Source organism: Streptomyces ambofaciens ATCC 23877 (assembly GCF_001267885.1).
In the GTDB taxonomy this organism is placed as follows: Bacteria; Actinomycetota; Actinomycetes; order Streptomycetales; family Streptomycetaceae; genus Streptomyces; species Streptomyces ambofaciens.
Map to the genome: position 1 here is coordinate 5,617,934 of NZ_CP012382.1, position 21,098 is coordinate 5,639,031.

16 protein-coding genes and 5 tRNA genes are annotated in these 21,098 nt (G+C 71.1%); 12 read left to right on the forward strand and 9 right to left on the reverse strand.

Annotation, left to right across the window (positions count from 1 at the left end):
• Positions 1–106 precede the first annotated feature (106 nt).
• The 3 genes from SAM23877_RS25090 to SAM23877_RS25100 all read left to right on the forward strand — a co-directional run bounded on the left by SAM23877_RS25090 (position 107) and on the right by SAM23877_RS25100 (position 4,444).
• Complete coding sequence (locus SAM23877_RS25090) at positions 107–2,491, forward strand: polysaccharide lyase 8 family protein (protein ID WP_053142859.1); 2,385 nt, start codon at positions 107–109, stop codon at positions 2,489–2,491.
• A 154-nt stretch (positions 2,492–2,645) separates the two neighbouring features.
• On the forward strand, positions 2,646–4,229 hold the full coding sequence (locus SAM23877_RS25095; protein ID WP_053137544.1) for an acyl-CoA carboxylase subunit beta: 1,584 nt from the start codon (positions 2,646–2,648) through the stop codon (positions 4,227–4,229).
• Positions 4,230–4,246: 17 nt separating this feature from the next.
• Positions 4,247–4,444 carry an acyl-CoA carboxylase epsilon subunit gene (locus SAM23877_RS25100; protein WP_031034218.1) on the forward strand — a complete coding sequence of 66 codons (198 nt, stop codon included), beginning with the start codon at positions 4,247–4,249 and terminating at the stop codon, positions 4,442–4,444.
• Between the two features lie 180 nt (positions 4,445–4,624).
• Here SAM23877_RS25100 and SAM23877_RS25105 read toward each other — a convergent pair whose 3' ends face one another.
• The 8 genes from SAM23877_RS25105 to SAM23877_RS25140 form a co-directional block, all read right to left on the reverse strand.
• On the reverse strand, positions 4,625–5,206 hold the full coding sequence (locus SAM23877_RS25105) for a GTP-binding protein (protein ID WP_009314218.1): 582 nt from the start codon (positions 5,204–5,206) through the stop codon (positions 4,625–4,627).
• Positions 5,187–5,759, reverse strand: coding sequence for a DUF742 domain-containing protein (locus SAM23877_RS25110; protein WP_053137547.1), 573 nt, complete (start codon positions 5,757–5,759; stop codon positions 5,187–5,189). The genes SAM23877_RS25105 and SAM23877_RS25110 overlap by 20 nt, the downstream gene beginning before the upstream one ends.
• Positions 5,760–5,853: 94 nt before the next feature.
• Entirely contained in the window at positions 5,854–6,267 is a 414-nt protein-coding gene (locus SAM23877_RS25115) for a roadblock/LC7 domain-containing protein (protein ID WP_004983065.1), read from the reverse strand.
• 10 nt (positions 6,268–6,277) lie between these two features.
• On the reverse strand, positions 6,278–9,556 hold the full coding sequence (locus tag SAM23877_RS25120; RefSeq protein WP_053137549.1) for a nitrate- and nitrite sensing domain-containing protein: 3,279 nt from the start codon (positions 9,554–9,556) through the stop codon (positions 6,278–6,280).
• A 402-nt stretch (positions 9,557–9,958) separates the two neighbouring features.
• Complete coding sequence (locus SAM23877_RS25125) at positions 9,959–10,534, reverse strand: GTP-binding protein (RefSeq protein WP_003973455.1); 576 nt, start codon at positions 10,532–10,534, stop codon at positions 9,959–9,961.
• A complete protein-coding gene (locus SAM23877_RS25130; RefSeq protein ID WP_003973454.1) occupies positions 10,515–10,913 on the reverse strand; it encodes a DUF742 domain-containing protein in 399 nt (132 codons plus the stop codon). The genes SAM23877_RS25125 and SAM23877_RS25130 overlap by 20 nt, the downstream gene beginning before the upstream one ends.
• Before the next feature lie 111 nt (positions 10,914–11,024).
• Positions 11,025–11,438 (reverse strand): roadblock/LC7 domain-containing protein, encoded by a 414-nt coding sequence (locus SAM23877_RS25135; RefSeq protein WP_003973453.1) that lies wholly within the window; start codon positions 11,436–11,438, stop codon positions 11,025–11,027.
• A 9-nt stretch (positions 11,439–11,447) separates the two neighbouring features.
• Positions 11,448–15,413, reverse strand: coding sequence for a sensor histidine kinase (locus SAM23877_RS25140; protein WP_053137552.1), 3,966 nt, complete (start codon positions 15,411–15,413; stop codon positions 11,448–11,450).
• Between the two features lie 602 nt (positions 15,414–16,015).
• Between SAM23877_RS25140 and SAM23877_RS37825 the strand changes: the two genes are divergently transcribed.
• The 9 genes from SAM23877_RS37825 (at position 16,016) to SAM23877_RS25180 (ending at position 20,091) form a co-directional block, all read left to right on the forward strand.
• The gene (locus SAM23877_RS37825) at positions 16,016–16,204 is read left to right on the forward strand and encodes a hypothetical protein (RefSeq protein ID WP_162492127.1); all 189 of its coding nucleotides are present in this window, start codon (positions 16,016–16,018) and stop codon (positions 16,202–16,204) included.
• A gap of 171 nt (positions 16,205–16,375) precedes the next feature.
• Positions 16,376–17,161 (forward strand): fumarylacetoacetate hydrolase family protein, encoded by a 786-nt coding sequence (locus tag SAM23877_RS25145; protein WP_053137555.1) that lies wholly within the window; start codon positions 16,376–16,378, stop codon positions 17,159–17,161.
• Entirely contained in the window at positions 17,154–18,638 is a 1,485-nt protein-coding gene (gltX, locus tag SAM23877_RS25150; protein ID WP_079030420.1) for a glutamate--tRNA ligase, read from the forward strand. Before SAM23877_RS25145 ends, gltX begins: the two co-directional genes overlap by 8 nt.
• Positions 18,639–18,737: 99 nt before the next feature.
• Entirely contained in the window at positions 18,738–19,472 is a 735-nt protein-coding gene (locus SAM23877_RS25155; protein ID WP_053137569.1) for an HAD family hydrolase, read from the forward strand.
• Positions 19,473–19,563: 91 nt separating this feature from the next.
• Positions 19,564–19,635 (forward strand) — tRNA-Gln (locus tag SAM23877_RS25160).
• Positions 19,636–19,674: 39 nt separating this feature from the next.
• Positions 19,675–19,747, forward strand: a tRNA-Glu gene (locus SAM23877_RS25165).
• A gap of 62 nt (positions 19,748–19,809) precedes the next feature.
• Positions 19,810–19,882 (forward strand) — tRNA-Glu (locus SAM23877_RS25170).
• 20 nt (positions 19,883–19,902) lie between these two features.
• Positions 19,903–19,974, forward strand: a tRNA-Gln gene (locus tag SAM23877_RS25175).
• Between the two features lie 44 nt (positions 19,975–20,018).
• Positions 20,019–20,091, forward strand: a tRNA-Glu gene (locus SAM23877_RS25180).
• Between the two features lie 163 nt (positions 20,092–20,254).
• Here the strand turns inward: SAM23877_RS25180 and ndgR are convergent.
• The gene (gene ndgR / locus SAM23877_RS25185) at positions 20,255–20,971 is read right to left on the reverse strand and encodes an IclR family transcriptional regulator NdgR (RefSeq protein ID WP_053137572.1); all 717 of its coding nucleotides are present in this window, start codon (positions 20,969–20,971) and stop codon (positions 20,255–20,257) included.
• Between the last annotated feature and the right edge of the window lie 127 nt (positions 20,972–21,098).

Sequence of the window (21,098 nt, forward strand, 5' to 3'; positions counted from 1 at the left end):
CAACGGCCCCGACTCTAGACCTATTCCGTCCGGCCATCAACGGTTACGCGCGGGCGACACCCGGACGCCCGCCTGACGCGCCGCGCAGCGGGGAAAGGTCATGAGCATGACCCCCATATGGCCGTACGCCCGCCGGTCCGGCGCCGCCGGACCGTCCCGCCGCACCTTCCTGCTCGCGACAGCCGCGACCGCCGCCTTCACCCCTGCCCTCAGTGCCCCTGCCCTCGGTGCCCCCGCTCTCGGTGCGCCCGCCTCCGGTGCCGCCGACCCCTACGAGGCCCTCCGCCGGCGCTGGCTCGGCATCACCCTCGGCACCGGCTACGACCCGGGCGCCGAACCGTACGCCTCCCGGCTGGCGGAAACCGGCGAACACGCCCGCGCCCACCGGGCCGCCATGGCACCCACCCCCACCTCCCTGTGGCCCGGCCGGCCCTTCGACCCTCCCGCCGGGATCACCTTCGCCTACGGCCGCCTGTGGACCATGGCCCAGGCGTACCTCCAGCCGGGCACCGGCTCCACCGGAGACGCGAGCCTCCTCGCCGACGTCCTGCGGGGACTCGACCACCTCTCCGCCACCGTCTACCACCCCGGCACCACCCGCTACGGCAACTGGTGGGAATGGCAGATCGGCAGCCCCCGTCTGCTGATGGACATCACGGCCGCCCTCCACGACGAACTCGGCGCCGACCGCGTCGGCGCCGCCTGCGCCGCCGTCGACCACTTCGTCCCCGACGCGATGCTCGGCGACTACTCCGGCACCTCCACCGGCGCCAACCGGGTCGACCTCTGCCGCTCCGTCGCCCTGCGCGGCATCCTGGGCCGGGCCCCCGCGAAGATCGCCCTGGCCCGCGACGCCCTCTCCCCGGTCTTCCCGTACGTGACCGAGGGCGACGGCCTCTACGCCGACGGCTCGTTCGTCCAGCACACCTGGGTCGCCTACTCGGGGACGTACGGCCAGGTCATGCTGGACGGTCTCGGCCGGCTGTTCACCCTGCTCGCCGGCTCGGAGTGGGAGGTGACGGACCCCGGGAAGCAGATCGTCCTCGACAGCGTCGAACGCGCCTACGCCCCCCTGATCCACGACGGGCTCGTCATGGACAGCGTCAACGGACGCGCGATCAGCCGGGGGTACCTCCAAAGCGACGACCTGCACGTCATGCGCAGCGACCACTTCCACGGCCAGCAGCTCATCGCGGCCATGGCGGTCCTCGCGGGCGGTGCGAGCGACGCGGAGCGCGAGCGCTGGTACGCGCGGATCAAGGGCTGGATCGCACGGGACACCGTCACCCCCCTCCTCACGGCGCCCCAGTTCCCGGTGGCCGACCTGGCCCGCCTGCACGCGATCGCCGACGCGCCCGTGGAGGCCGCGCCCGAGCCCGCCGGACACCACCTCTTCGCGGCGATGGACCGCGCCGTCCACCGCCGGCCCGCCTTCACCGCGAGCCTCGCCATGGCGAGCGACCGCATCGCCCACTACGAATGCGGCAACGGCGAGAACCCCCGCGGCTGGCACACCGGCGCGGGGCAGCTCACCTGGTGGGCGAACGGAAGCAGGCCGGACCAGTACACGGACTGGTTCTGGCCGACCGTCGACTGGTACCGCCTGCCCGGCACCACCGTCTCCACCCGGCGCCTCCCCGACCGCGCGGGCGGCGAATGGGGAGCGCCCAGGCCCGGCGCACGCTGGGTCGGCGGCACGACCGACGGCGAGTACGCGGCCGTCGGCCAGCACCTCAAGGGCCTCGGCTCGACCCTCGAAGCGCGCAAGTCCTGGTTCTTCCTCGACGACGAGGTGGTCTGCCTCGGCGCCGGCATCACCTGCGCGGACGGCGTCCCGGTCGAGACGGTCGTCGACAACCGCAACCTGGGGGAGGGCGGCCCCCAGGCCCTCGTCCGCGGCCGCGACTGGGCGCACCTGGAGGGCCACGGCGGCTGGATCGTGCCCGAGGGCGAGCTGCGGACCCTGCGCGAGGAGCGCACCGGAGCCTGGTCCGACATCAACAGCACCAGCACCACCGAGCGCCGCACCCGCCGCTGGCAGACCCTCTGGCTGGACCACGGCACCGACCCCGCCGACGCCGGATACGTCTACGTCCTCATGCCGGGCGCCTCCCGCCGGACCGTCGCCCGACGGGCCGCCGACCGCCACCGGCTCCGGGTCCTCGCCAACGACGGCCGCTGCCAGGCGGTCGCCGTTCCCCCGCTCGGCCTCACGGCCGCCAACTTCTGGGAGGCCGGCACGGCCGGCCCGCTCACCGCGACGGCGGGCGCGAGCGTGCTCGTCCGGCGCCGGGGCCGTACCGCCACCCTCTGCGTGAGCGAACCGCCGCGCACGGGAGGGACCCTGGAGGTCGTGTGGGATCATCCGGCGGGAGCGGTGGTACGGGTCGACAGGACAGTCGAGATCCTGGCGACGGGCCGCCGAGTGCACCTCCGCGTCACTCCAGGGGTGGTATGCGACACCCATGAATGTGAGGTGACTCTCAGCTGACGACTTTGTGTGACCCCTACAAGCCTGAACCCCTCTGAGCAGTCGAAACGGCTGCATGTCGTAGGGGTTCTGTTCGGTGCTACCAGGAAAACGCGTCGGAGACTGTACGGAGTCGACGGCTCGCATTCCTTGGTCGGCTTCGTAGAGTCGCTACATGACCGTTTTGGATGAGGCGCCGGGTGAGCCGACGGACGCGCGCGGGCGAGTGGCCGAACTGCACGAGATCCGTGCGCAGGCACTGGCCGGACCGAGCGAGAAGGCGACGGCGGCGCAGCACGCCAAGGGCAAGCTGACCGCGCGGGAGCGGATCGAGCTCCTCCTGGACGCGGGTTCGTTCCAGGAGGTCGAGCAGCTGCGCCGGCACCGGGCGACCGGGTTCGGCCTGGAGGCGAAGAAGCCCTACACCGACGGTGTGATCACCGGCTGGGGCACGGTGGAAGGCCGCACCGTCTTCGTCTACGCGCACGACTTCCGGATCTTCGGCGGTGCGCTGGGCGAGGCCCACGCCACGAAGATCCACAAGATCATGGACATGGCCATCGCGGCCGGTGCGCCGCTGGTCTCCCTCAACGACGGCGCCGGCGCCCGTATCCAGGAGGGCGTGTCCGCCCTCGCCGGCTACGGCGGCATCTTCCAGCGCAACACCCGCGCCTCGGGCGTCATCCCGCAGATCAGCGTGATGCTCGGCCCGTGCGCGGGCGGCGCGGCCTACAGCCCGGCGCTGACCGACTTCGTGTTCATGGTCCGCGACACCTCGCAGATGTTCATCACCGGCCCGGACGTGGTCAAGGCCGTCACCGGCGAGGAGATCACCCAGAACGGCCTGGGCGGCGCCGACGTGCACGCCGAGACCAGCGGCGTGGCGCACTTCGCCTACGACGACGAGGAGACCTGCCTGGCGGAGGTCCGCTACCTCCTCTCCCTGCTGCCGCAGAACAACCGGGAGAACCCGCCCCGCGGCGAGGCCTCCGACCCCGTCGACCGGCGCGGCGACAGCCTCCTCGACCTGGTCCCCGCGGACGGCAACCGCCCCTACGACATGACCAAGGTCATCGAGGAGATCGTCGACGACGGCGAGTACCTCGAGGTCCACGAGCGCTGGGCCCGCAACATCATCTGCGCCCTGGCCCGCCTCGACGGACAGGTCGTCGGCATCGTCGCCAACCAGCCGCAGGCCCTGGCCGGCGTCCTGGACATCGAGGCGTCCGAGAAGGCCGCCCGCTTCGTGCAGATGTGCGACGCCTTCAACATCCCGATCGTCACCCTTCTGGACGTACCCGGCTTCCTGCCGGGCGTCGACCAGGAGCACGGCGGCATCATCCGCCACGGCGCCAAGCTGCTGTACGCGTACTGCAACGCGACCGTGCCCCGCATCTCCCTCATCCTGCGCAAGGCGTACGGGGGTGCTTACATCGTCATGGACAGCCAGTCGATCGGCGCCGACCTGACCTACGCCTGGCCGACCAACGAGATCGCGGTGATGGGTGCCGAGGGCGCGGCCAACGTCATCTTCCGCCGCCAGATCGCCGAGGCCGAGGACCCCGAGGCCATGCGGGCCCGCATGGTCAAGGAGTACAAGGCCGAGCTGATGCACCCCTACTACGCGGCCGAACGCGGCCTGGTCGACGACGTCATCGACCCCGCCGAGACCCGCGAGGTGCTCATCAGGTCCCTGGCGATGCTCCACACCAAGCACGCCGACCTGCCCTCCCGCAAGCACGGCAACCCGCCGCAGTGACCCGAGGAGCCACCCCCATGTCCACTCCCGACATCCGCGTCGAGAAGGGCCACGCCGAGCCCGAGGAAGTCGCCGCCATCACGGCCCTCCTCCTGGCCCGCGCCGCCGCCCGCCCCGCCGAGATCGCCCCGACCCACGGCGGCGGCCGCGTCCGCGCCGGCTGGCGCCGCCTGGAGCGCGAGCCGGGCTTCCGGGCCCCGCACAGCTGGCGCTGACCCCGAGACACACGCAGAGGCCCCCTCCACTCAGGAGGGGGCCTCTGCGTGTGCATTGAGGGCTGGACAGCGCACCAGGGGCGCGGGGACTGCGCGACCGGCCACGACGCACCCGCACCCGGCGACGAAACCGCCCCCCGGCAGCCCGGTGGCCGCGGGGGGCGTGTCGCACGGTGCGCGCTAGCGCAGACGAGCCATCAGCGCGTGCTCCACCAGCGTGATCAGCGCGCTCTTCGCGTCGGCGCGGTGCCGGGCGTCCGTCGTGATGATCGGGGTGTCCGGGCCGATCTGCAGCGCCTCACGCACCTCGTCCGGGTTGTACGGCTGCTGGCCGTCGAATCCGTTGAGGGCGATGACGAACGGCAGGCCGGAGTTCTCGAAGTAGTCGACGGCGGGGAAGCAGTCGGCGAGCCGCCTCGTGTCGACCAGCACGATCGCACCGATGGCGCCGCGCACCAGGTCGTCCCACATGAACCAGAAGCGGTCCTGGCCGGGTGTACCGAAGAGGTACAGGATCAGGTCCTGGTCGAGCGTGATGCGTCCGAAGTCCATGGCGACCGTCGTGGTCGTCTTGTCCCCCGTGTGGGTGAGGTCGTCGATGCCCGCCGAAGCGGATGTCATCACGGCCTCGGTGCGCAGCGGGTTGATCTCCGAGACAGCGCCGACGAACGTGGTCTTGCCCACGCCGAAGCCGCCCGCCACCACGATCTTCGCGGATGTGGTGGAGCGGGAAGGACCGCCGCTAGAGCTTGCGAAGTCCACTGAGCACCCTTTCGAGCAGTGTCACGTCTGGCTGGCCGCCGGCGTTCTCGTCGCCGCCGGGCTGATGGATGGCGACCAGTCCCGCCTCCGCCAAGTCGGCGACGAGGATCCTGGCCACGCCGAGAGGGATCGTCAGGAGGGCCGAGACCTCGGCCACCGACTTGATCTCCCGGCAGAGGTTGCAGATCCGCTGATGCTCGGGCAGTTGGCCCTGCATCTGGTGCGGCTGCGCGGTGGTGTGCACCAGTGCCTCGATGGCGAGCTGGTACCGGGGCCTGGTGCGGCCGCCCGTCATGGCGTACGGGCGCACCAGGGGGTTGTTCGACGCCCCGGCGGGCGCCGGCTCAGGGGTGCGGCGCTGCGGCTGCACGGGCTGGATGCGCGGAGCGTGCGGCTGGTCGTACGGCGAAGGGCCGGGGCCCTGCGGCGCGTACGGCTGCCGGTGGCTCGGCACGGAGGGGTAGCCGTATCCGTTTGCCGAGCCGTCGTTCTGGCCCTGGCCAGGGCCGTACGACCAGTTGCCCGATGACGGACCGCCTGGGGGTGTTGCCACTTTTTCCTCCTCCGACTGTGCCTGGCATCCATCACTGTGGAGCCGCGTCCCGAAACTTTACGGCCACGGGACGCCAAAACGCACCGTCTGTCCTTTAGTTGAGAAGGCTCCCTTGGAGCTCCGCCCGCAGATCAGGCGTCAGGACCGTACCGGCACGGTCCACCAGAAGGGCCATCTCGTACCCAATGAGACCGATGTCCGCCTCCGGGTGTGCGAGAACGGCGAGGGACGAACCATCGGAGATGGACATGATGAAGAGGAATCCCCGCTCCATCTCCACAACCGTCTGGTTCACGCTGCCGCCCTCGAAGATGCGCGAGGCACCGGCGGTCAGCGAGGTCAGACCGGAGGCGACGGCCGCGAGCTGGTCGGCGCGATCGCGCGGGAATCCCTCGGACATCGCCAGAAGGAGTCCGTCGGCGGAGACCACCACCGTGTGGGACACCCCCGGGGTGTTGTCCACGAAGTTGGTGATCAACCAGTTCAGGTTCTGTGCCGCCTGGCTCATCGGGCTCACACTAACGCTCCTGGTTGTAGGTGCTGTCAGGACCACGGTGTTCATTCCTTGTGTCCTGGCCGTTCGTTTCACTGCCTGCGCTGCGGCCCCGTTCGACGCCGCGCCGCAGGTTGCTCAGCCTGCCCCGGACGTCCTCCGGGGCGCGGGAGACCTGCGGGCCTCCCTGGGGAGTGGTTTCGGCGGCGCCCTCGACCAGGTTGGCCTTGGGTACCCGCCGTGGCAGACCCGAGGAGGTCACCCCGCCCGCCTTGGGCCTGCGCAGCGCCGAGGCCTGCTGCCAGCGGTCGTCGTTGGCCGACCGCCAGGTGTCCTCGCCGCCGGCCTCCGGCGCGGTGGCCGGCGCCTCGTGGTCCACGTGCCCCGCCTTGCCCGCGCCGCTCGCGGTGGATCCGCGGCGGGGGAGACCGGCGTCGGTCATGTCGTGAGCGGCGGAGGGAGCCGGGCCCGGACGGTCGAAGCCTACGCGGTCCGCCTCGTTCACGTCAGCGGCCTGCGCGGATTCCGCCTCCGGGGCACCCGTGGGGTACTGGTCCGGATAGCCGTTCTGATAGCCGTCCTGCTGGGGCCAGTCGTCCTGGTAGCGCCGCTGCTCGAAGGCCGAGTAGGTCTCCTGGGCGTCGGCGCCCGCCGGCTTGTGCCCGTTGCGCACCGGCTCCGCGTAGGAGGGGTCCGCGAAGCCGCCGTCGGCCGGGTAGCCCTCGCCCTGCGGCACGCCGCCGTTCGGCGCGTAGTACTGCTCGCCGTACGACTGCTGCTGCGGCTCCTGGTACGCCGCCTGCTGCTGGTCGGCGTAGGCCGACGGCTGGTCGTACGAGCCGGTCTGCTGCTCCTGGTAGCCGCCCTGGCCCTGGTCGTAACCCGGCTGCTGTCCGGTGAACCGGTCCTGGTAGCCGGCGGCGCCGTTCTCCTCACGGCCGCCGTGGTCCGCCGGACCGGGCAGCTCGGGGTGCGACTGGGCCTCCAGGGCGGCGCGGCGCTCCTCGCGCATCAGCGAGCGGCCGACCGGGTCGAGCTCGCGGATGTCGTCGGGGACCTCGGTGTACCGGCTGTCGTCGAAGCCCAGCTCGGCGGCGGTCCGCATGGGCTGGCCGACCTGCCCGAAGTTCTCGCCGTGGAAGTTCTGCTCCGGGATGATCTGGGAGACGGTGAACTCGTCGCGCGGCTGCTGCTCGCCGCCGCCACCGTGGGTGATGGCGTCCGGGAGCATGACCAGCGAGGTGGTGCCCGCCTGCTCGCCGGAGGGACGCAGCTGGACGCGGATGCCGTGCCGGTCGGACAGCCGGCCGACCACGAACAGGCCCATGCGCTGCGAGATCGCGACGTCCACGGTCGGCGGGTTGGCCAGCTTGTGGTTGATGTCCGCGAAGTCCTCGGCGGTCAGGCCGATGCCCTTGTCGTGGATCTCGACCATCACCCGGCCGTCGGGCAGCCGGGTCGCGGTGACGCGGACCTTGGTCTGCGGGGAGGAGAACGTGGTGGCGTTCTCCAGGAGCTCGGCGAGCAGGTGCACGAGGTCGGTCACCGCGCGGCCGTGGATCTCGGCCTCGGGGACGCCGGACAGCTCGATGCGCTCGTACTGCTCCACCTCGGAGGAGGCGGCGCGCAACACGTCGACCAGCGGGACCGGCTGGTCCCAGCGGCGGCCGGGCTCCTCGCCGGCGAGGACCAGGAGGTTCTCGCCGTTGCGGCGCATACGGGTGGCGAGGTGGTCCAGCCGGAAGAGGTTCTCCAGCTGGTCGGGGTCGGCCTCGTTGTTCTCCAGGTCGGTGATCAGGGTCAGCTGGCCCTCGATCAGCGACTGGTTGCGGCGCGAGAGGTTGGTGAAGATCGCGTTGATGTTGCCCCGCAGCAGGGCCTGCTCGGAGGCGAGCCGGACGGCCTCGCGGTGCACCTGGTCGAAGGCCCGGGCGACTTCGCCGATCTCGTCGGTCGACGTGATCGGGATCGCCGCGACCCGGGTGTCGACCCGGCCGGGGTCGGTGCGGGAGAGCTGGTCGACGAGCATCGGCAGGCGCTGCTCGGCGATGCCGAAGGCGGCGTTGCGCAGCTGACGCATCGCGCGGCTCATCTGGCGGGCCACCATGCCGGCCAGGACGAACGCGGCGAGCAGCGCGATGACGACCGCGGCACCCGTGATGTACGCGGCCTGCTCGGCGTCGTCGGCGATGGTGGAGGCCTCGGACACCGCCTTGTCGGCGAGGTCGGACTCGATCTTGCCGTAGGCGTCGAACTTGAGGGTGTTGACCGCCCACCAGTTTTCCGGCGTGATGCCCTGCTGGGCCAGCTCGGCCCGCGCGCCGGTGTCCGTGGAGTCCAGCTGGGCCAGTTCCGAGATCATCGTCGTCGGGTTGGCCGGCGGCGGCACGTAGTCCGGGTCCTTGGCCTTGGCCTCCTTGGCCAGGGCCGCGCCGTCCTCCTTCAGCCGCGCCTCGGCGTCCTCGAGCTTCTGCGCGTCCGCCTCGGTACCGCCGCCGATGTACTCCTCGATGGCGATGCGCTCCAGGTAGGCGTACGAGGAGAGGGCGACGCGCTGGCTGGCGAGGTGGCTCGGCTCCGGACCCGGCTTGACCAGCATGTGCATGCCGATGGAGCGCTCGAGGGAGAGCGCCGCCTTGGTCAGGGAGATCGCGTAGACGGTACGGCCGTAGGAGGTGATGTTGCCGGTGCCCAGACCGAGCTCGTTGGCGAACTCCATCAGGGGGTGGGCGATCCCGGTGTAGCCCTCCTCGGTCTCCACGCCCTTGAGCTTGGAGGTGTAGGCGGCCACGCGGAGCGTCTGGAGCTTGGGCTCCTGCTCGCGGAAGACCTTCAGCCGGCGCTCCAGACCCGCCTTGCCGGGCATGGCCTGGGCCGCCTCGTCGAAGGCGTCGGCCGCCTGGTCGGTCGCGCGGCGCGCCTGGGTGACGCCGGTGTCCTTCTCGCCCTTGCCCTGCAACAGGGGGGCCGCCGTGAGGTCACGCTCGTTGTAGAGGGCGTTGGCGTAGCTCAGCGATGCCCGGACCAGGCGCGCGGTGCTCTCCGCGTCCTCCGCGTCCTGCCAGGTGTCGATCGAGCTCTTCACCTGGAAGCCGCCCATGACGAGGCCGACCAGCACGGGTATGAGCAGGATCGCGTTCAGCCGGGTGGTCACCCGCCAGTTGCGCGGGGAGAAACGGCCACCGCTCGGGGCGGACTCGGCCTTGGTCTCCGAAGCGGGCACGGGGGCGGACGCCGCTGCGCGCGGCGGCGGGGTGAAGTTGCCCCGGGCCGATGGCTCGGGACTGTTCTTGCTTCGCCTCACTCGACCAACAACCTCTCGGCGGTCGGCACCTACGTCGTGCCGCTGTGTCTCAGAGCCCAGTCCGTCATCGAGTACGCGCTACTGCTGAGTACGTCTTTGACCAGTGGGCAGTTCTGGCATTCCAGCACGCGGACCTGCGCTCTTCCAAACAGTGGAACGCGGGGGTTACACGTGATGTAAGCCCCAGATAAAACGGTCATAAAGAGCGAGGGACGTCAAAAGGCGGGGTGTTCGTGAGCACAGCGAGACGGGATGTGCGCGACGCGTGGCGGTACCACCCGATTCCTCTGCCGAAACGTTATGAACGGCGGAGCCGACCGTGTCAAAGGACACAGTCGGCTCCGACCCGACTACGACAACTGCCGTAGATCATTGCCGACTTGGTTACGACCGTTGCCGGGCCTACCGCAGTCGTGCCATGAGTGCGTGCTCGACCAGCGTGATCAGCGCACTCTTCGCGTCGGCGCGGTGCCGGGCGTCCGTCGTGATGATCGGGGTGTCCGGGCCGATCTGCAGCGCCTCGCGGACCTCGTCCGGGGAGTACGGCTGCTGGCCGTCGAAGCCGTTGAGGGCGACGACGAACGGCAGACCGGAGTTCTCGAAGTAGTCCACCGCGGGGAAGCAGTCGGCCAGCCGGCGGGTGTCGCACAGCACGACCGCGCCGATGGCGCCGCGCACCAGGTCGTCCCACATGAACCAGAAACGGTCCTGGCCGGGCGTGCCGAACAGGTACAGGATCAGGTCCTGGTCGAGCGTGATGCGGCCGAAGTCCATGGCGACCGTGGTGGTCGTCTTGTCCCCGGCGTGCGTGAGGTCGTCGATCCCCGCGCTGGCCGAGGTCATCACTGCCTCGGTGCGCAGCGGGTTGATCTCGGAGACGGCGCCCACGAACGTGGTCTTGCCGACGCCGAAGCCGCCGGCCACCACGATCTTCGCGGAGGTGGTCGCCCGACCTCCGTCAGAGCTTTCGAAGTCCACTGAGCACCCTTTCGAGCAGTGTCACGTCCGGTGCACCGCCGTTGTTCTCGTCGCCGCCCGGCTGGTGGATGGCGACGAGCCCGGCCTCCGCGAGGTCCGCGACCAGGATCCGGGCCACCCCCAGCGGCATCGCCAGCAGGGCCGACACCTCCGCCACCGACTTCACCTCGCGGCACAGGTGGCAGATGCGCTGGTGCTCGGGAAGGAGCCCCATGAGCGCTGCCGGGTCGGCCGTCGTGCTGATCAGCGCCTCGATGGCGAGCTGGTAGCGCGGCCGTGTCCGGCCACCGGTCATCGCGTACGGACGTACCAGCGGCTGGTCGCCCTCGTCCTCGTACGGCTCCGCGTACGGATCATGAGAGGCGGTGGGCGGGGTCATGAATCCTCCGGGCGGGACAGCAGGTTGGTCAGTCGTGCCGTCTGAAGAGGCCGGTGGGGGGATTGTGGCGGCCGGACGGTGATTTGGTAACACGGGTGGTGCCGGGGCCGATCAGTGGAGCAGACTGCCTTGTAGTTCAGCGCGCAGATCGGGCGTGAGCACCGCCCCCGCGCGGTCGACCAGGAGTGCCATCTCGTAGCCGACGAGGCCGATGTCGCACTCCGGGTGAGCGAGAACGGCCAGGGACGAGCCGTCCGAGACGGACATGAGGAAGAGGAACCCGCGTTCCATCTCCACCACCGTCTGTGCCACGTTGCCGCCCTCGAAGATCCGGGACGCCCCGGCGGTCAGCGAGGTCAGCCCGGAGGCGACGGCCGCGAGCTGGTCGGCGCGGTCGCGCGGAAAGCCCTCCGACATCGCCAGGAGGAGTCCGTCGGCGGACACGACGACGGTGTGGGACACCCCCGGGGTGTTGTCCACGAAATTCGTGATCAACCAGTTGAGGTTCTGTGCCGCCTGGCTCATCGGGCTCAACTAACGCTCCTGCTGGTGAGTGGGCCGCGGGTAGCTGCCGGTCTGGTTGGTACCGGCCTGACGGCCCTGTGCGATTCCCCGACGGAGATTGGTCAGCCGGCCGCGTACCTCGTCGGGCGCACGCGATACCTGCGGACCGTTCTGGTGCGACTGCTGCTGAGCCGTGCCCGGGACCAGGTTGGCCCGGGGCACCCGGCGCGGCAGGCCGGAGGTGGTGATTCCGCCCGCGGCAGGCTGCCGGACGCGCTCGGCCTGCCGGACGAGGTCGTCGTTCGGCGAGCTGCGCCAGGCGGAGGTGGCGGGCCGCTGGGGGGCCGCCGGGGTCTGGGGCTGGGCGGCCTGCGGCTCCGGGGTCGCGGCCGGGGCGCCCTGCTGGGCCCTCGCCTCGCGGTCCCCGTGGAACCAGTTGGTCTCCAGCGTGTCGTACAGCGGGGTACGTCCGTCGCCGGGGCCGGAGGCCGGGGGCAGGGCCCAACCGTCACCGGGCCGCTGGGCGGCGGTCCCGTTGGCGTTGCCGCCCGCGGGCTCCTGGTGGGCGGGACGCTGCTGCGGGGCCGGCGGACGCGGGGCGCCGAAGTCGTTCCCGCCGCGCGCGCCGTTGACCTGCGGGCGGTCGAACTGGCCGGTGGGGGCCGGGTTCTGCCGCTCCGGCAGCCGGTGCTGCCCGGTCGGGCCGTCGTTCCCGTCGTTCAGGTTCTGGTTCTGGTGCTGGGCGCCGGTGAACCGGCCGGTCGAGGCCGGGTCGTTCGGGCCCGCCTGGCCGGGCTGTGTGCCGAAGACGTCCGAGCGGACGAACGCCCCGCCGTCGTGCTGCGGAGCGGCCGGCTCGGGCCGCGCGAACTGGTCGTCGCGCGGGGCGCTCGCGCCGCCCTGGCCGTACTGCTCCTGGGGGTACTGGTTCTGGGAGTACTGCTCCTGGCCGTACTGCTCCTGACCGCCGTACTGCTCCTGGGCGGGCCGGCCGAACGGGCCGTTGTTCTGCTGCTGCTCCTGTCGGCGCGGGGCCGGGGCGTCGAAGTCCGGGCGGGCGAACTCGGCCGTGGCCGCGGGGCCCTGTGCCTCACCGAGCGCGGGGACCGCGGGCATCTCGGTGGTCGAGCCCGGACCCTGCCGGTCGTCGAAGCGCGGAGTGCGGTCCGTACGGGAGCTGTCCGGCTCCTCGTGGCCGCGCGGGGCGTCCAGCGAGGCACGGGGCACGGACGGCTGGGCGTTCTCGTCGCTCCAGCTCGGCGTGCGGGGCTGCGGACTGCCGCCGGGCAGCTCGGCCCGGGGACCGCCGCGCGGCGGCAGCTGCGGACGACGACCCTGCTCGGCGTCACCGTTGCCCTTGCCGCGGCGCTTGCCGCGCTGCGGAGGCGCCGAGGGACCGCGTCCGCCGCCGAACGCGTCCTGACCCTGCGGGTTGCCCGGCACGGCCGCGCCCTGCGGCGCGTTGGTGCCGGCGGCCTGCAGGCCCTGCGGCGCACCGGGTGCCTGACCGGCACCGGCACCGGCCGGAGCCGGGCGGTTCTGCTGGTGGGGTCCCGCCGGGGACTGGGGTCCGCGCGGTCCGCCCTGTCCGCCCGGCGCACCCGGGCGACCGCCCGCGTCGCGTCCGGGCAGCGCGGCCCGCGGTCCCTGTCCGGTCCCGAGCCGGCCGCCGCCCGGCGCACCGGCGCCGAGGGCACCGCCACCACCGAAGGCGCCGCCACCGAGGGCGCCACCGCCCTGGCCACCACCGCGCCGGGCCGCCGCGACACCGGCCGCGGCCTGCGCGGCGGCCGGACCGCCGTTGCCCGGCGCTCCCTGACCCTGCTTGGGCTGCGGCTTGCGGCCGCCCTGGGCGACGTCGACGGGCAGCATGACCAGCGCGGTCGTGCCACCGGAGTCGGACGGACGCAGCTGGATGCGGATGCCGTGGCGCTGCGAGAGCCGGCCGACCACGAACAGACCCATGCGGCGGGAGACCGACACGTCCACGGTGGGCGGCGAGGCCAGCCGCTCGTTGATCGCGGCCAGGTCCTCCGGGGAGAGGCCGATGCCGGTGTCGTGGATCTCGATCAGCACGCGGCCGTCGGGCAGCGCGTGACCGGTGACCTTGACCTTGGTCTGCGGGGAGGAGAACGACGTCGCGTTCTCCAGCAGCTCGGCGAGCAGGTGCACGAGGTCGTTGACCACGCGGCCGGCGACCTCGGTGGTCGGCACGGAGGCCAGCTCGATGCGCTCGTACTGCTCCACCTCGGAGGCGGCGGCACGGAGCACGTCGACCAGCGGGACCGGGCGGGTCCAGCGGCGGCCGGGCTCCTCACCGGCGAGGACGAGGAGGTTCTCACCGTTACGGCGCATGCGCGTCGCGAGGTGGTCGAGCTTGAACAGCGAGGACAGCTGGTCCGGGTCGGCCTCGCGGGACTCCAGTTCGGAGATCAGCGAGAGCTGGCGCTGGATCAGGCCCTGGGAGCGGCGCGAGAGGTTGGTGAACATCGCGTTGACGTTGCCCCGCAGCAGGGCCTGCTCGGCGGCGAGGCGGACCGCCTCGCGGTGCACGTCGTCGAAGGCCGCGGCCACGCGGCCGATCTCGTCCCGGGAGTGCACGCCGACCGACTCCACCGAGGTGTCGACGTCCTGCGGGTCGGTCTCGGAGAGCTGCTTGACGAGCTCGGGCAGGCGGTCCTGGGCGACCCTGGTCGCGGTGTCCTCCAGGCGGCGCAGCGAGCGGATCATGGACCGCGCCACGACGAAGGCGCCGACCAGGGAGACGCCGAGCACGAGCAGGATGATCACACCGGAGATGATCGCCTCGCGCTCCGACTCGCTGCGCAGCTCGCGGGCCTGCTGCTCCATGTCCTCCAGCAGCTTGAGCTCGATGTTCTTCATCTGCTGGATCTTGGTGGAGCTGTCGTCCAGCCAGTCCTGGTACGACCGGACCTTCAGGTCGTCCAGTCCGTTCACCTGGCCGAGGGCGCGGCCGGCGTACTGGTCCGACGACTCGATCACCGGGTTGCCCTCGGAGATCGGCTTGAGGAGCTCCTCGGCGCCCTCGCCGTAGATGCTCGTGAAGCTGCGGACCTCGGAGGTCTGGCTCTGGAGTGCCGACTGCGCGTAGAGCCGGTCGTTCTCGGAGAGCTTGCCCTTGGTGGTGTTGTTCGCCGGCAGCGCGGCCGCGAGGACCGCGCGCTGGATGGACGCGTACTCCTTGGCCGAGGAGAAGGCCGACAGGGCGCGCGTGCGCTGGATCATGTCGGGGTTGCTGGTCGCCTCCGCCATGTCCTGCGAGAGGTCGAGCAGGTGGGTGATCAGGCGGTGGTAGGCCTCGACGGTCTGGGTCGAGTTGGCCTTGGCCTGATAGGCGGTGCTGCGGATCTTGTTCAGGCCGTTCAGGTCGCTCGCGAGGCCGACCAGGCTGTCGCGGACGCCGACGAGGTTGCCGTCCTTGCTGGCGGCGTCGATCTCCTCGGAGTTGTCGAGGAAGTTCTTCAGGGCCCGGTCGGTCTTCTCCCGGTCGCCCTTGACGGCGATCGCGCTGGAGGTCGAGCCGTGCGCCAGCGGACCGGCGGACTGGTCGCGCTCTTCCTGGAGAGCGGCGGCCAGCTCGGTGGCCTGCTTGGTCATCTCCGTCAGCAGCTTCATGTTGTCGAGCTGCTGGATGTCGTCCATCGACTGGCTGATGCGCATCGCGCCCAGCGAGGTGGCCGCGACCACCGGGAGCGCGAGCAGCGACACCAGACGGGTCGAGATCCGCCAGTTGCGCAGGGCTATTCGCGGGCCGGGGCCGGGCGAGGTCTTGGCCGGCTTCGCGGACGGCTGCTGACCGGACGCGGACGCGGCCGGCTGGCCGGGGCGACCGGCGCCGTCCCCGCCGTCGCCGGACTGGGCCTGGCCCGGGTTCTGGGCGTGCTGGGGCGAGGAGCTGACGGCCTTGGGGCCAGTCCCGCCGTGCGGCTCCGGCTCCGCCGAAGCGCTGCCATCCCTCTTGAAACGTCCCTGCACTAGCGTCGCAACCTCTGGACCAGGCGCCCGGCCGCGTGAACGGCTGGGCACGGTGTCGGCGTCATGGGGGCGCCCTGAATTACGCCCCCGTGGTGGTCGTGAGTGACCGGCGCTGGTTCCCCCTTCTCGCCGCCGCTCGGCGCTGGTGTGCGCCCCCTGTGCACCGGCTCGATTCCGCAGCGGTCCGTGGAATTCCAGCACAGTGCCGGATCTCCAACAAGGCCCGTGGGCCAGGCCGTGACCTAGGTGACAGCATGTGAGGGCCGAGTCACCGGACGTAGAAAGTGATCACCCGCAAATGGGGCGTATGCCCGCGAGTCGTCAGGGCTCGAAAGGTGTCCCAGTCGACATGATCAGGAGCGGAATGATGGCTTCAGGTGGGCAATGTCTGTTTCGTCGGGGTGGTGCGCAAGCCTGAATTGACCGGTTTGACCCTTGATAAGTGAGCAAACTCACACGCAGATCACGCACCCTGCTCGGGTCGACGGGGAATCGCATGTTTAGCCTGACGCTTTACAGAGAAGGCAAAACCGACAACCCGCGCCCTCGAAGGGGTTCTTGCAGCCCTCAGGCGCCCGGACACGACAGGGTCTCGTTCAACCGTGAAGACGACGATGATGTTCCACAAGATCGCCAACCCGCGGCGCACGACGCTGGCGCACCTCGCCGGCGCGGACGAGCTGCAGACGCCGGAGCTGCCGGAGCACGCCGTCGAGCTCCCCACCCAGACCGCCAACCCCCGGCGCACCGTCCTCATGGAGATCCCGGTCGCGGCCACCGCCGCACAGTAGTACGCGGGCCGGCCGCCCAGCGTTCGGCCGGCCCCCTGGAGCACCCGGGCGCCCGCGCGCCGGACCGCCACCCGCAGGGGCCACGGCAGGCGATGCGCGAGGCGCCCGCCCCGTGCCGCGTTAGCCTGGAGCGTCAGACTCCAGCCAGCTCAGCAAGGGGCCAAGCAACCCGTGCGCATCGCCAGGTTCTCCATCGACGGGAACGTCGCCTTCGGCGCGGTCGAGGGCGACCAGCCGGACCAGCTCGTCCTCGACATCATCAAGGGCATCCCGTTCGCGGACTTCGAGCTCTCCGGCACCAAGGTGCCCCTGAGCAAGGTGCGGCTCCTGCCGCCCGTCCTCCCCAACAAGGTCGTCGCCTTCGGCCGCAACTACGCCGAGCACGCCCGCGAACTCGGCAACGAGGTGCCCGACGCCCCGTTCGCCTTCTTCAAGCCGTCCACCTCGGTCATCGGGCACGGCGACGCCATCCAGTACCCCTCCTTCTCCGAGGAGCTGCACCACGAGGCCGAGCTCGCCGTCGTCATCGGCCGCATGTGCCGCGAGGTCCCGCGTGACCGCGTGAAGGACGTGATCTTCGGCTACACCTGCGCCAACGACGTCACCGCCCGCGACGTGCAGCGCCGCGAGAAGCAGTGGGCCAGGGCCAAGGGCTTCGACTCCTCCTGCCCGCTGGGGCCCTGGGTGGAGACGGACATCGACCTCGCCGCCGCGGCCGACCTGACCATCCAGCTCACGGTCAACGGCACCCAGCGCCAGCTCGGCCGCACCAGCGAGATGACCCACTCCATCGAGGACCTGGTCGTCAACATCTCCGAGGCCATGACGCTGCTGCCCGGCGACGTGATCCTCACGGGCACCCCGGCCGGAGTCGGGCCCCTGCACGTCGGCGACGAGGTCGCCGTCACCATCGAAGGCATCGGCACTCTCACCAACAAGGTTGTCAAGCGTGGCTAGCGCATCCGGCTCCCCCGTACGCGTCCGTTTCTGTCCCTCGCCGACCGGTAACCCCCATGTGGGCCTGGTCCGCACCGCCCTGTTCAACTGGGCTTTCGCCCGGCACCACCAGGGCACGCTGGTCTTCCGCATCGAGGACACCGACGCGGCCCGCGACTCCGAGGAGTCGTACCAGCAGCTCCTCGACTCGATGCGCTGGCTGGGCTTCGACTGGGACGAGGGCCCCGAGATCGGCGGCCCGCACGCGCCGTACCGCCAGTCGCAGCGCATGGACGTCTACCGGGACGTCGCCCAGAAGCTCCTGGACGCCGGCCACGCCTACCGCTGCTACTGCTCCCAGGAGGAGCTGGACACCCGCCGCGAGGCCGCCCGAGCCGCGGGCAGGCCCTCCGGCTACGACGGCCACTGCCGCGACCTGAGCGACGCCCAGGTCGAGGAGTACGTGGCGCAGGGCCGCGAGCCCATCGTCCGCTTCCGGATGCCCGACGAGACCATCACCTTCACGGACCTCGTCCGCGGCGAGCTGACCTTCACCCCGGAGAACGTCCCGGACTACGGCATCGTCCGCGCCAACGGCGCCCCCCTCTACACGCTGGTCAACCCGGTCGACGACGCGTTGATGGAGATCACCCACGTCCTGCGCGGCGAGGACCTGCTCTCCTCCACCCCGCGCCAGATCGCGCTGTACAAGGCGCTGACCGAGCTGGGGATCGCCAAGGAGACCCCGGCCTTCGGGCACCTGCCGTACGTCATGGGGGAGGGCAACAAGAAGCTCTCCAAGCGCGACCCGCAGTCGAGCCTGAACCTCTACCGGGAGCGCGGCTTCCTCCCCGAGGGCCTGCTCAACTACCTCTCCCTGCTCGGCTGGTCGCTCTCCGCCGACCAGGACATCTTCTCGATCGAGGAGATGGTCGCGGCCTTCGACATCGGCGACGTCAACCCCAACCCGGCCCGCTTCGACCTGAAGAAGTGCGAGGCGATCAACGCCGACCACATCCGCATGCTCGAGGTGAAGGACTTCACCGAGCGCTGCCGCCCGTGGCTGAAGGCCCCCGTGGCGCCCTGGGCGCCGGAGGACTTCGACGAGGCCAAGTGGCAGGCGGTCGCGCCGCACGCGCAGACCCGCCTGAAGGTGCTCTCCGAGATCACGGACAACGTCGACTTCCTCTTCCTGCCGGAGCCGGTCACCGACGAGGCGAGCTGGGCGAAGGCCATGAAGGAGGGCTCGGACGCCCTGCTGCGCACCGCCCGCGAGAAGCTCGACGCGGCGGACTGGACGTCCCCGGAGTCCCTCAAGGAGGCGGTCCTGGCCGCCGGCGAGGCCCACGGCCTCAAGCTCGGCAAGGCCCAGGCCCCCGTCCGCGTCGCCGTCACCGGACGCACCGTCGGTCTGCCGCTCTTCGAGTCCCTGGAGGTCCTGGGCAAGGAGAAGGCGCTGGTCCGCATCGACGCCGCGCTGGCGAGGCTCGCGGCCTGACCGCCCACCCGCGCCCCAGGGGCGGCTCCCGGACTCCCGGGGGCCGCCCCTTCGCCGTACGGCCGGACGCGGCGGGCCCGGCGGCGCTACCGTCGGATCATGAGCATCCGCGCCGTGGTCTGGGACGTCGACGACACCCTCTTCGACTACACCACCGCCGACCGTGAGGGCATGCGCGCCCACCTGGTGGCGGAGGGACTGCTCGCCGGCCACGGCTCGGCCGAGGAGGCCCTCGTGCGCTGGCGGGAGATCACCGAGCAGCAGTGGGGCCGGTTCGCGTCCGGAGAGGTCGACTTCGTCACACAGAGGCGCGACCGCACCCGCGTCTTCCTGGGCCGGCCCGAGCTGACGGACACCGAGGCCGACCTCTGGTTCCAGCGCTACGTCACGCACTACGAGGCCGCCTGGTCCCTCTTCCCGGACGTCCTGCCCGTCCTCGACGCCCTCGCCGAGAGCCACCGGCACGCCGTGCTCTCCAACTCCAGCCTCGTCGTCCAGGACCGCAAGCTGCGCGTCCTCGGCGTCCACCACCGCTTCGAGGCCATCCTGTGCGCCGCCGAGCTGGGCGTCTCCAAGCCCGAGCCCGGCGCCTTCCTGGCGGCGTGCGACGCCCTCGGCCTCCCGCCGCACGAGGTGGCCTACGTCGGCGACCACCCGGAGATCGACGGCCGCGGTGCCGCGGACGCCGGGCTGCTCTCGGTCTGGATCGACCGCGGCGGCGTGTACGCGGCCGTCGACCCGCCGGCCGGACCGCGCCGCATCGCCTCCCTCTCCGAACTCCCCGCGCTCCTCGGTGCCGATACTCGTTTTGGAGCCCCGTCCACCTTCGGGTAATGTTCTTCCTGCGCCGCCGGGGAGCGGGCCGAAAGGCCGGGAACCGGAAGCGCAAAGCTAGAACAGAGCCCCGCAAGGGCTTGCGTTCCAGTGGCCTATGGTGTAATTGGCAGCACGACTGATTCTGGTTCAGTTAGTCTTGGTTCGAGTCCAGGTAGGCCAGCTCGCAGAGCTCATCTGCACCGCGGAGATCATCCGCAAAGCCCCCGTTGTGTAGCGGCCTAGCACGCTGCCCTCTCAAGGCAGTAGCGCCGGTTCGAATCCGGTCGGGGGTACAGATCCTTCCCGCGGGGACGGTCAGGGTAGCTCCCGCCGACCCCGATGCAGGATCGCTAGGGCCCCCGTTGTGTAGCGGCCTAGCACGCCGCCCTCTCAAGGCGGTAGCGCCGGTTCGAATCCGGTCGGGGGTACAAACTGGTCTAAACCACATTGGTCTATGGTGTAATTGGCAGCACGACTGATTCTGGTTCAGTTAGTCTAGGTTCGAGTCCTGGTAGACCAGCTCGGATCTGCGGCGGTGTAGTACTCAACGCTTGCAAGATCCTCGCCCCCGTTGTGTAGCGGCCTAGCACGCCGCCCTCTCAAGGCGGTAGCGCCGGTTCGAATCCGGTCGGGGGTACGAGTCCCGAGGGGGCTCCCGTTCACACGGGAGCCCCCTTCGGCGTTCCGCGTGTCCTCGCCGTACGTCAACTGCCCCTGCGGCGACGATCGGTTCGGCGTGCGCGGGGCGGGCCTGCCGCGGCGTTGGGGCGGGCCCGCTCCCGGTCGCGTACGAGAAGGAGTCAGCCGGTGCGGCGCAGGGCCTCGGAGAGCCGGCCGGCGGCGTCGATGATCGCCTGGGCGTGCATACGGCCCGGGTGGCGCGTGAGGCGCTCGATGGGGCCGGAGACGGACACGGCGGCCACCACGCGGTTGGAGGGACCGCGCACGGGCGCGGAGACGGACGCCACGCCCGGCTCCCGCTCTCCGATGGACTGGGCCCAGCCGCGCCGCCGCACTCCGGACAGCGCCGTCGCCGTGAAGCGGGCGCCCTGCAGTCCGCGGTGGAGGCGCTCGGGCTCCTCCCAGGCCATCAGGATCTGCGCCGAGGAGCCGGCCTTCATCGTGAGCGTGGAGCCGACCGGGACCGTGTCCCTGAGGCCCGACAGGCGCTCGGCCGCGGCCACGCAGATGCGCATGTCGCCCTGGCGGCGGTAGAGCTGGGCGCTCTCGCCCGTGACGTCCCGGAGGTGGGTGAGCACCGGGCCCGCGGTGGCGAGCAGGCGGTCCTCGCCGGCCGCCGCGGCCAGTTCGGCCAGGCGCGGGCCGAGGATGAACCGGCCCTGCATGTCGCGCGCCACCATACGGTGGTGTTCCAGCGCCACGGCCAGGCGGTGGGCCGTGGGTCGTGCCAGTCCGGTCGCCGCGACCAACCCCGCGAGGGTGGCCGGACCGGACTCCAGAGCGCTCAGGACGAGGGCCGCCTTGTCCAGAACGCCGACGCCGCTACTGTTGTCCATGCAACGATACTCCCGTCTCACTCTGTGAAACGCAAGTTCAATTTTCCGCGGAACCCGCCACTCTTGATGGCACGAAGTCACAACGGCCCGTGACGAAAGGGCCTGGCGGCGGTTGCCCGGAAACAGG

Coding starts and splice junctions, on each gene's coding strand:
- SAM23877_RS25090 (WP_053142859.1), top strand. CDS start 107: ATGACCCCCATATGGCCGTACGCCCGCCGGTCCGGCGCCGCCGGACCG.
- SAM23877_RS25095 (WP_053137544.1), top strand. CDS start 2,646: ATGACCGTTTTGGATGAGGCGCCGGGTGAGCCGACGGACGCGCGCGGG.
- SAM23877_RS25100 (WP_031034218.1), top strand. CDS start 4,247: ATGTCCACTCCCGACATCCGCGTCGAGAAGGGCCACGCCGAGCCCGAG.
- SAM23877_RS25115 (WP_004983065.1), bottom strand. CDS start 6,267: ATGAGCCAGGCGGCACAGAACCTGAACTGGTTGATCACCAACTTCGTG.
- SAM23877_RS25130 (WP_003973454.1), bottom strand. CDS start 10,913: ATGACCCCGCCCACCGCCTCTCATGATCCGTACGCGGAGCCGTACGAG.
- SAM23877_RS25135 (WP_003973453.1), bottom strand. CDS start 11,438: ATGAGCCAGGCGGCACAGAACCTCAACTGGTTGATCACGAATTTCGTG.
- SAM23877_RS25155 (WP_053137569.1), top strand. CDS start 18,738: ATGAGCATCCGCGCCGTGGTCTGGGACGTCGACGACACCCTCTTCGAC.
- ndgR (WP_053137572.1), bottom strand. CDS start 20,971: ATGGACAACAGTAGCGGCGTCGGCGTTCTGGACAAGGCGGCCCTCGTC.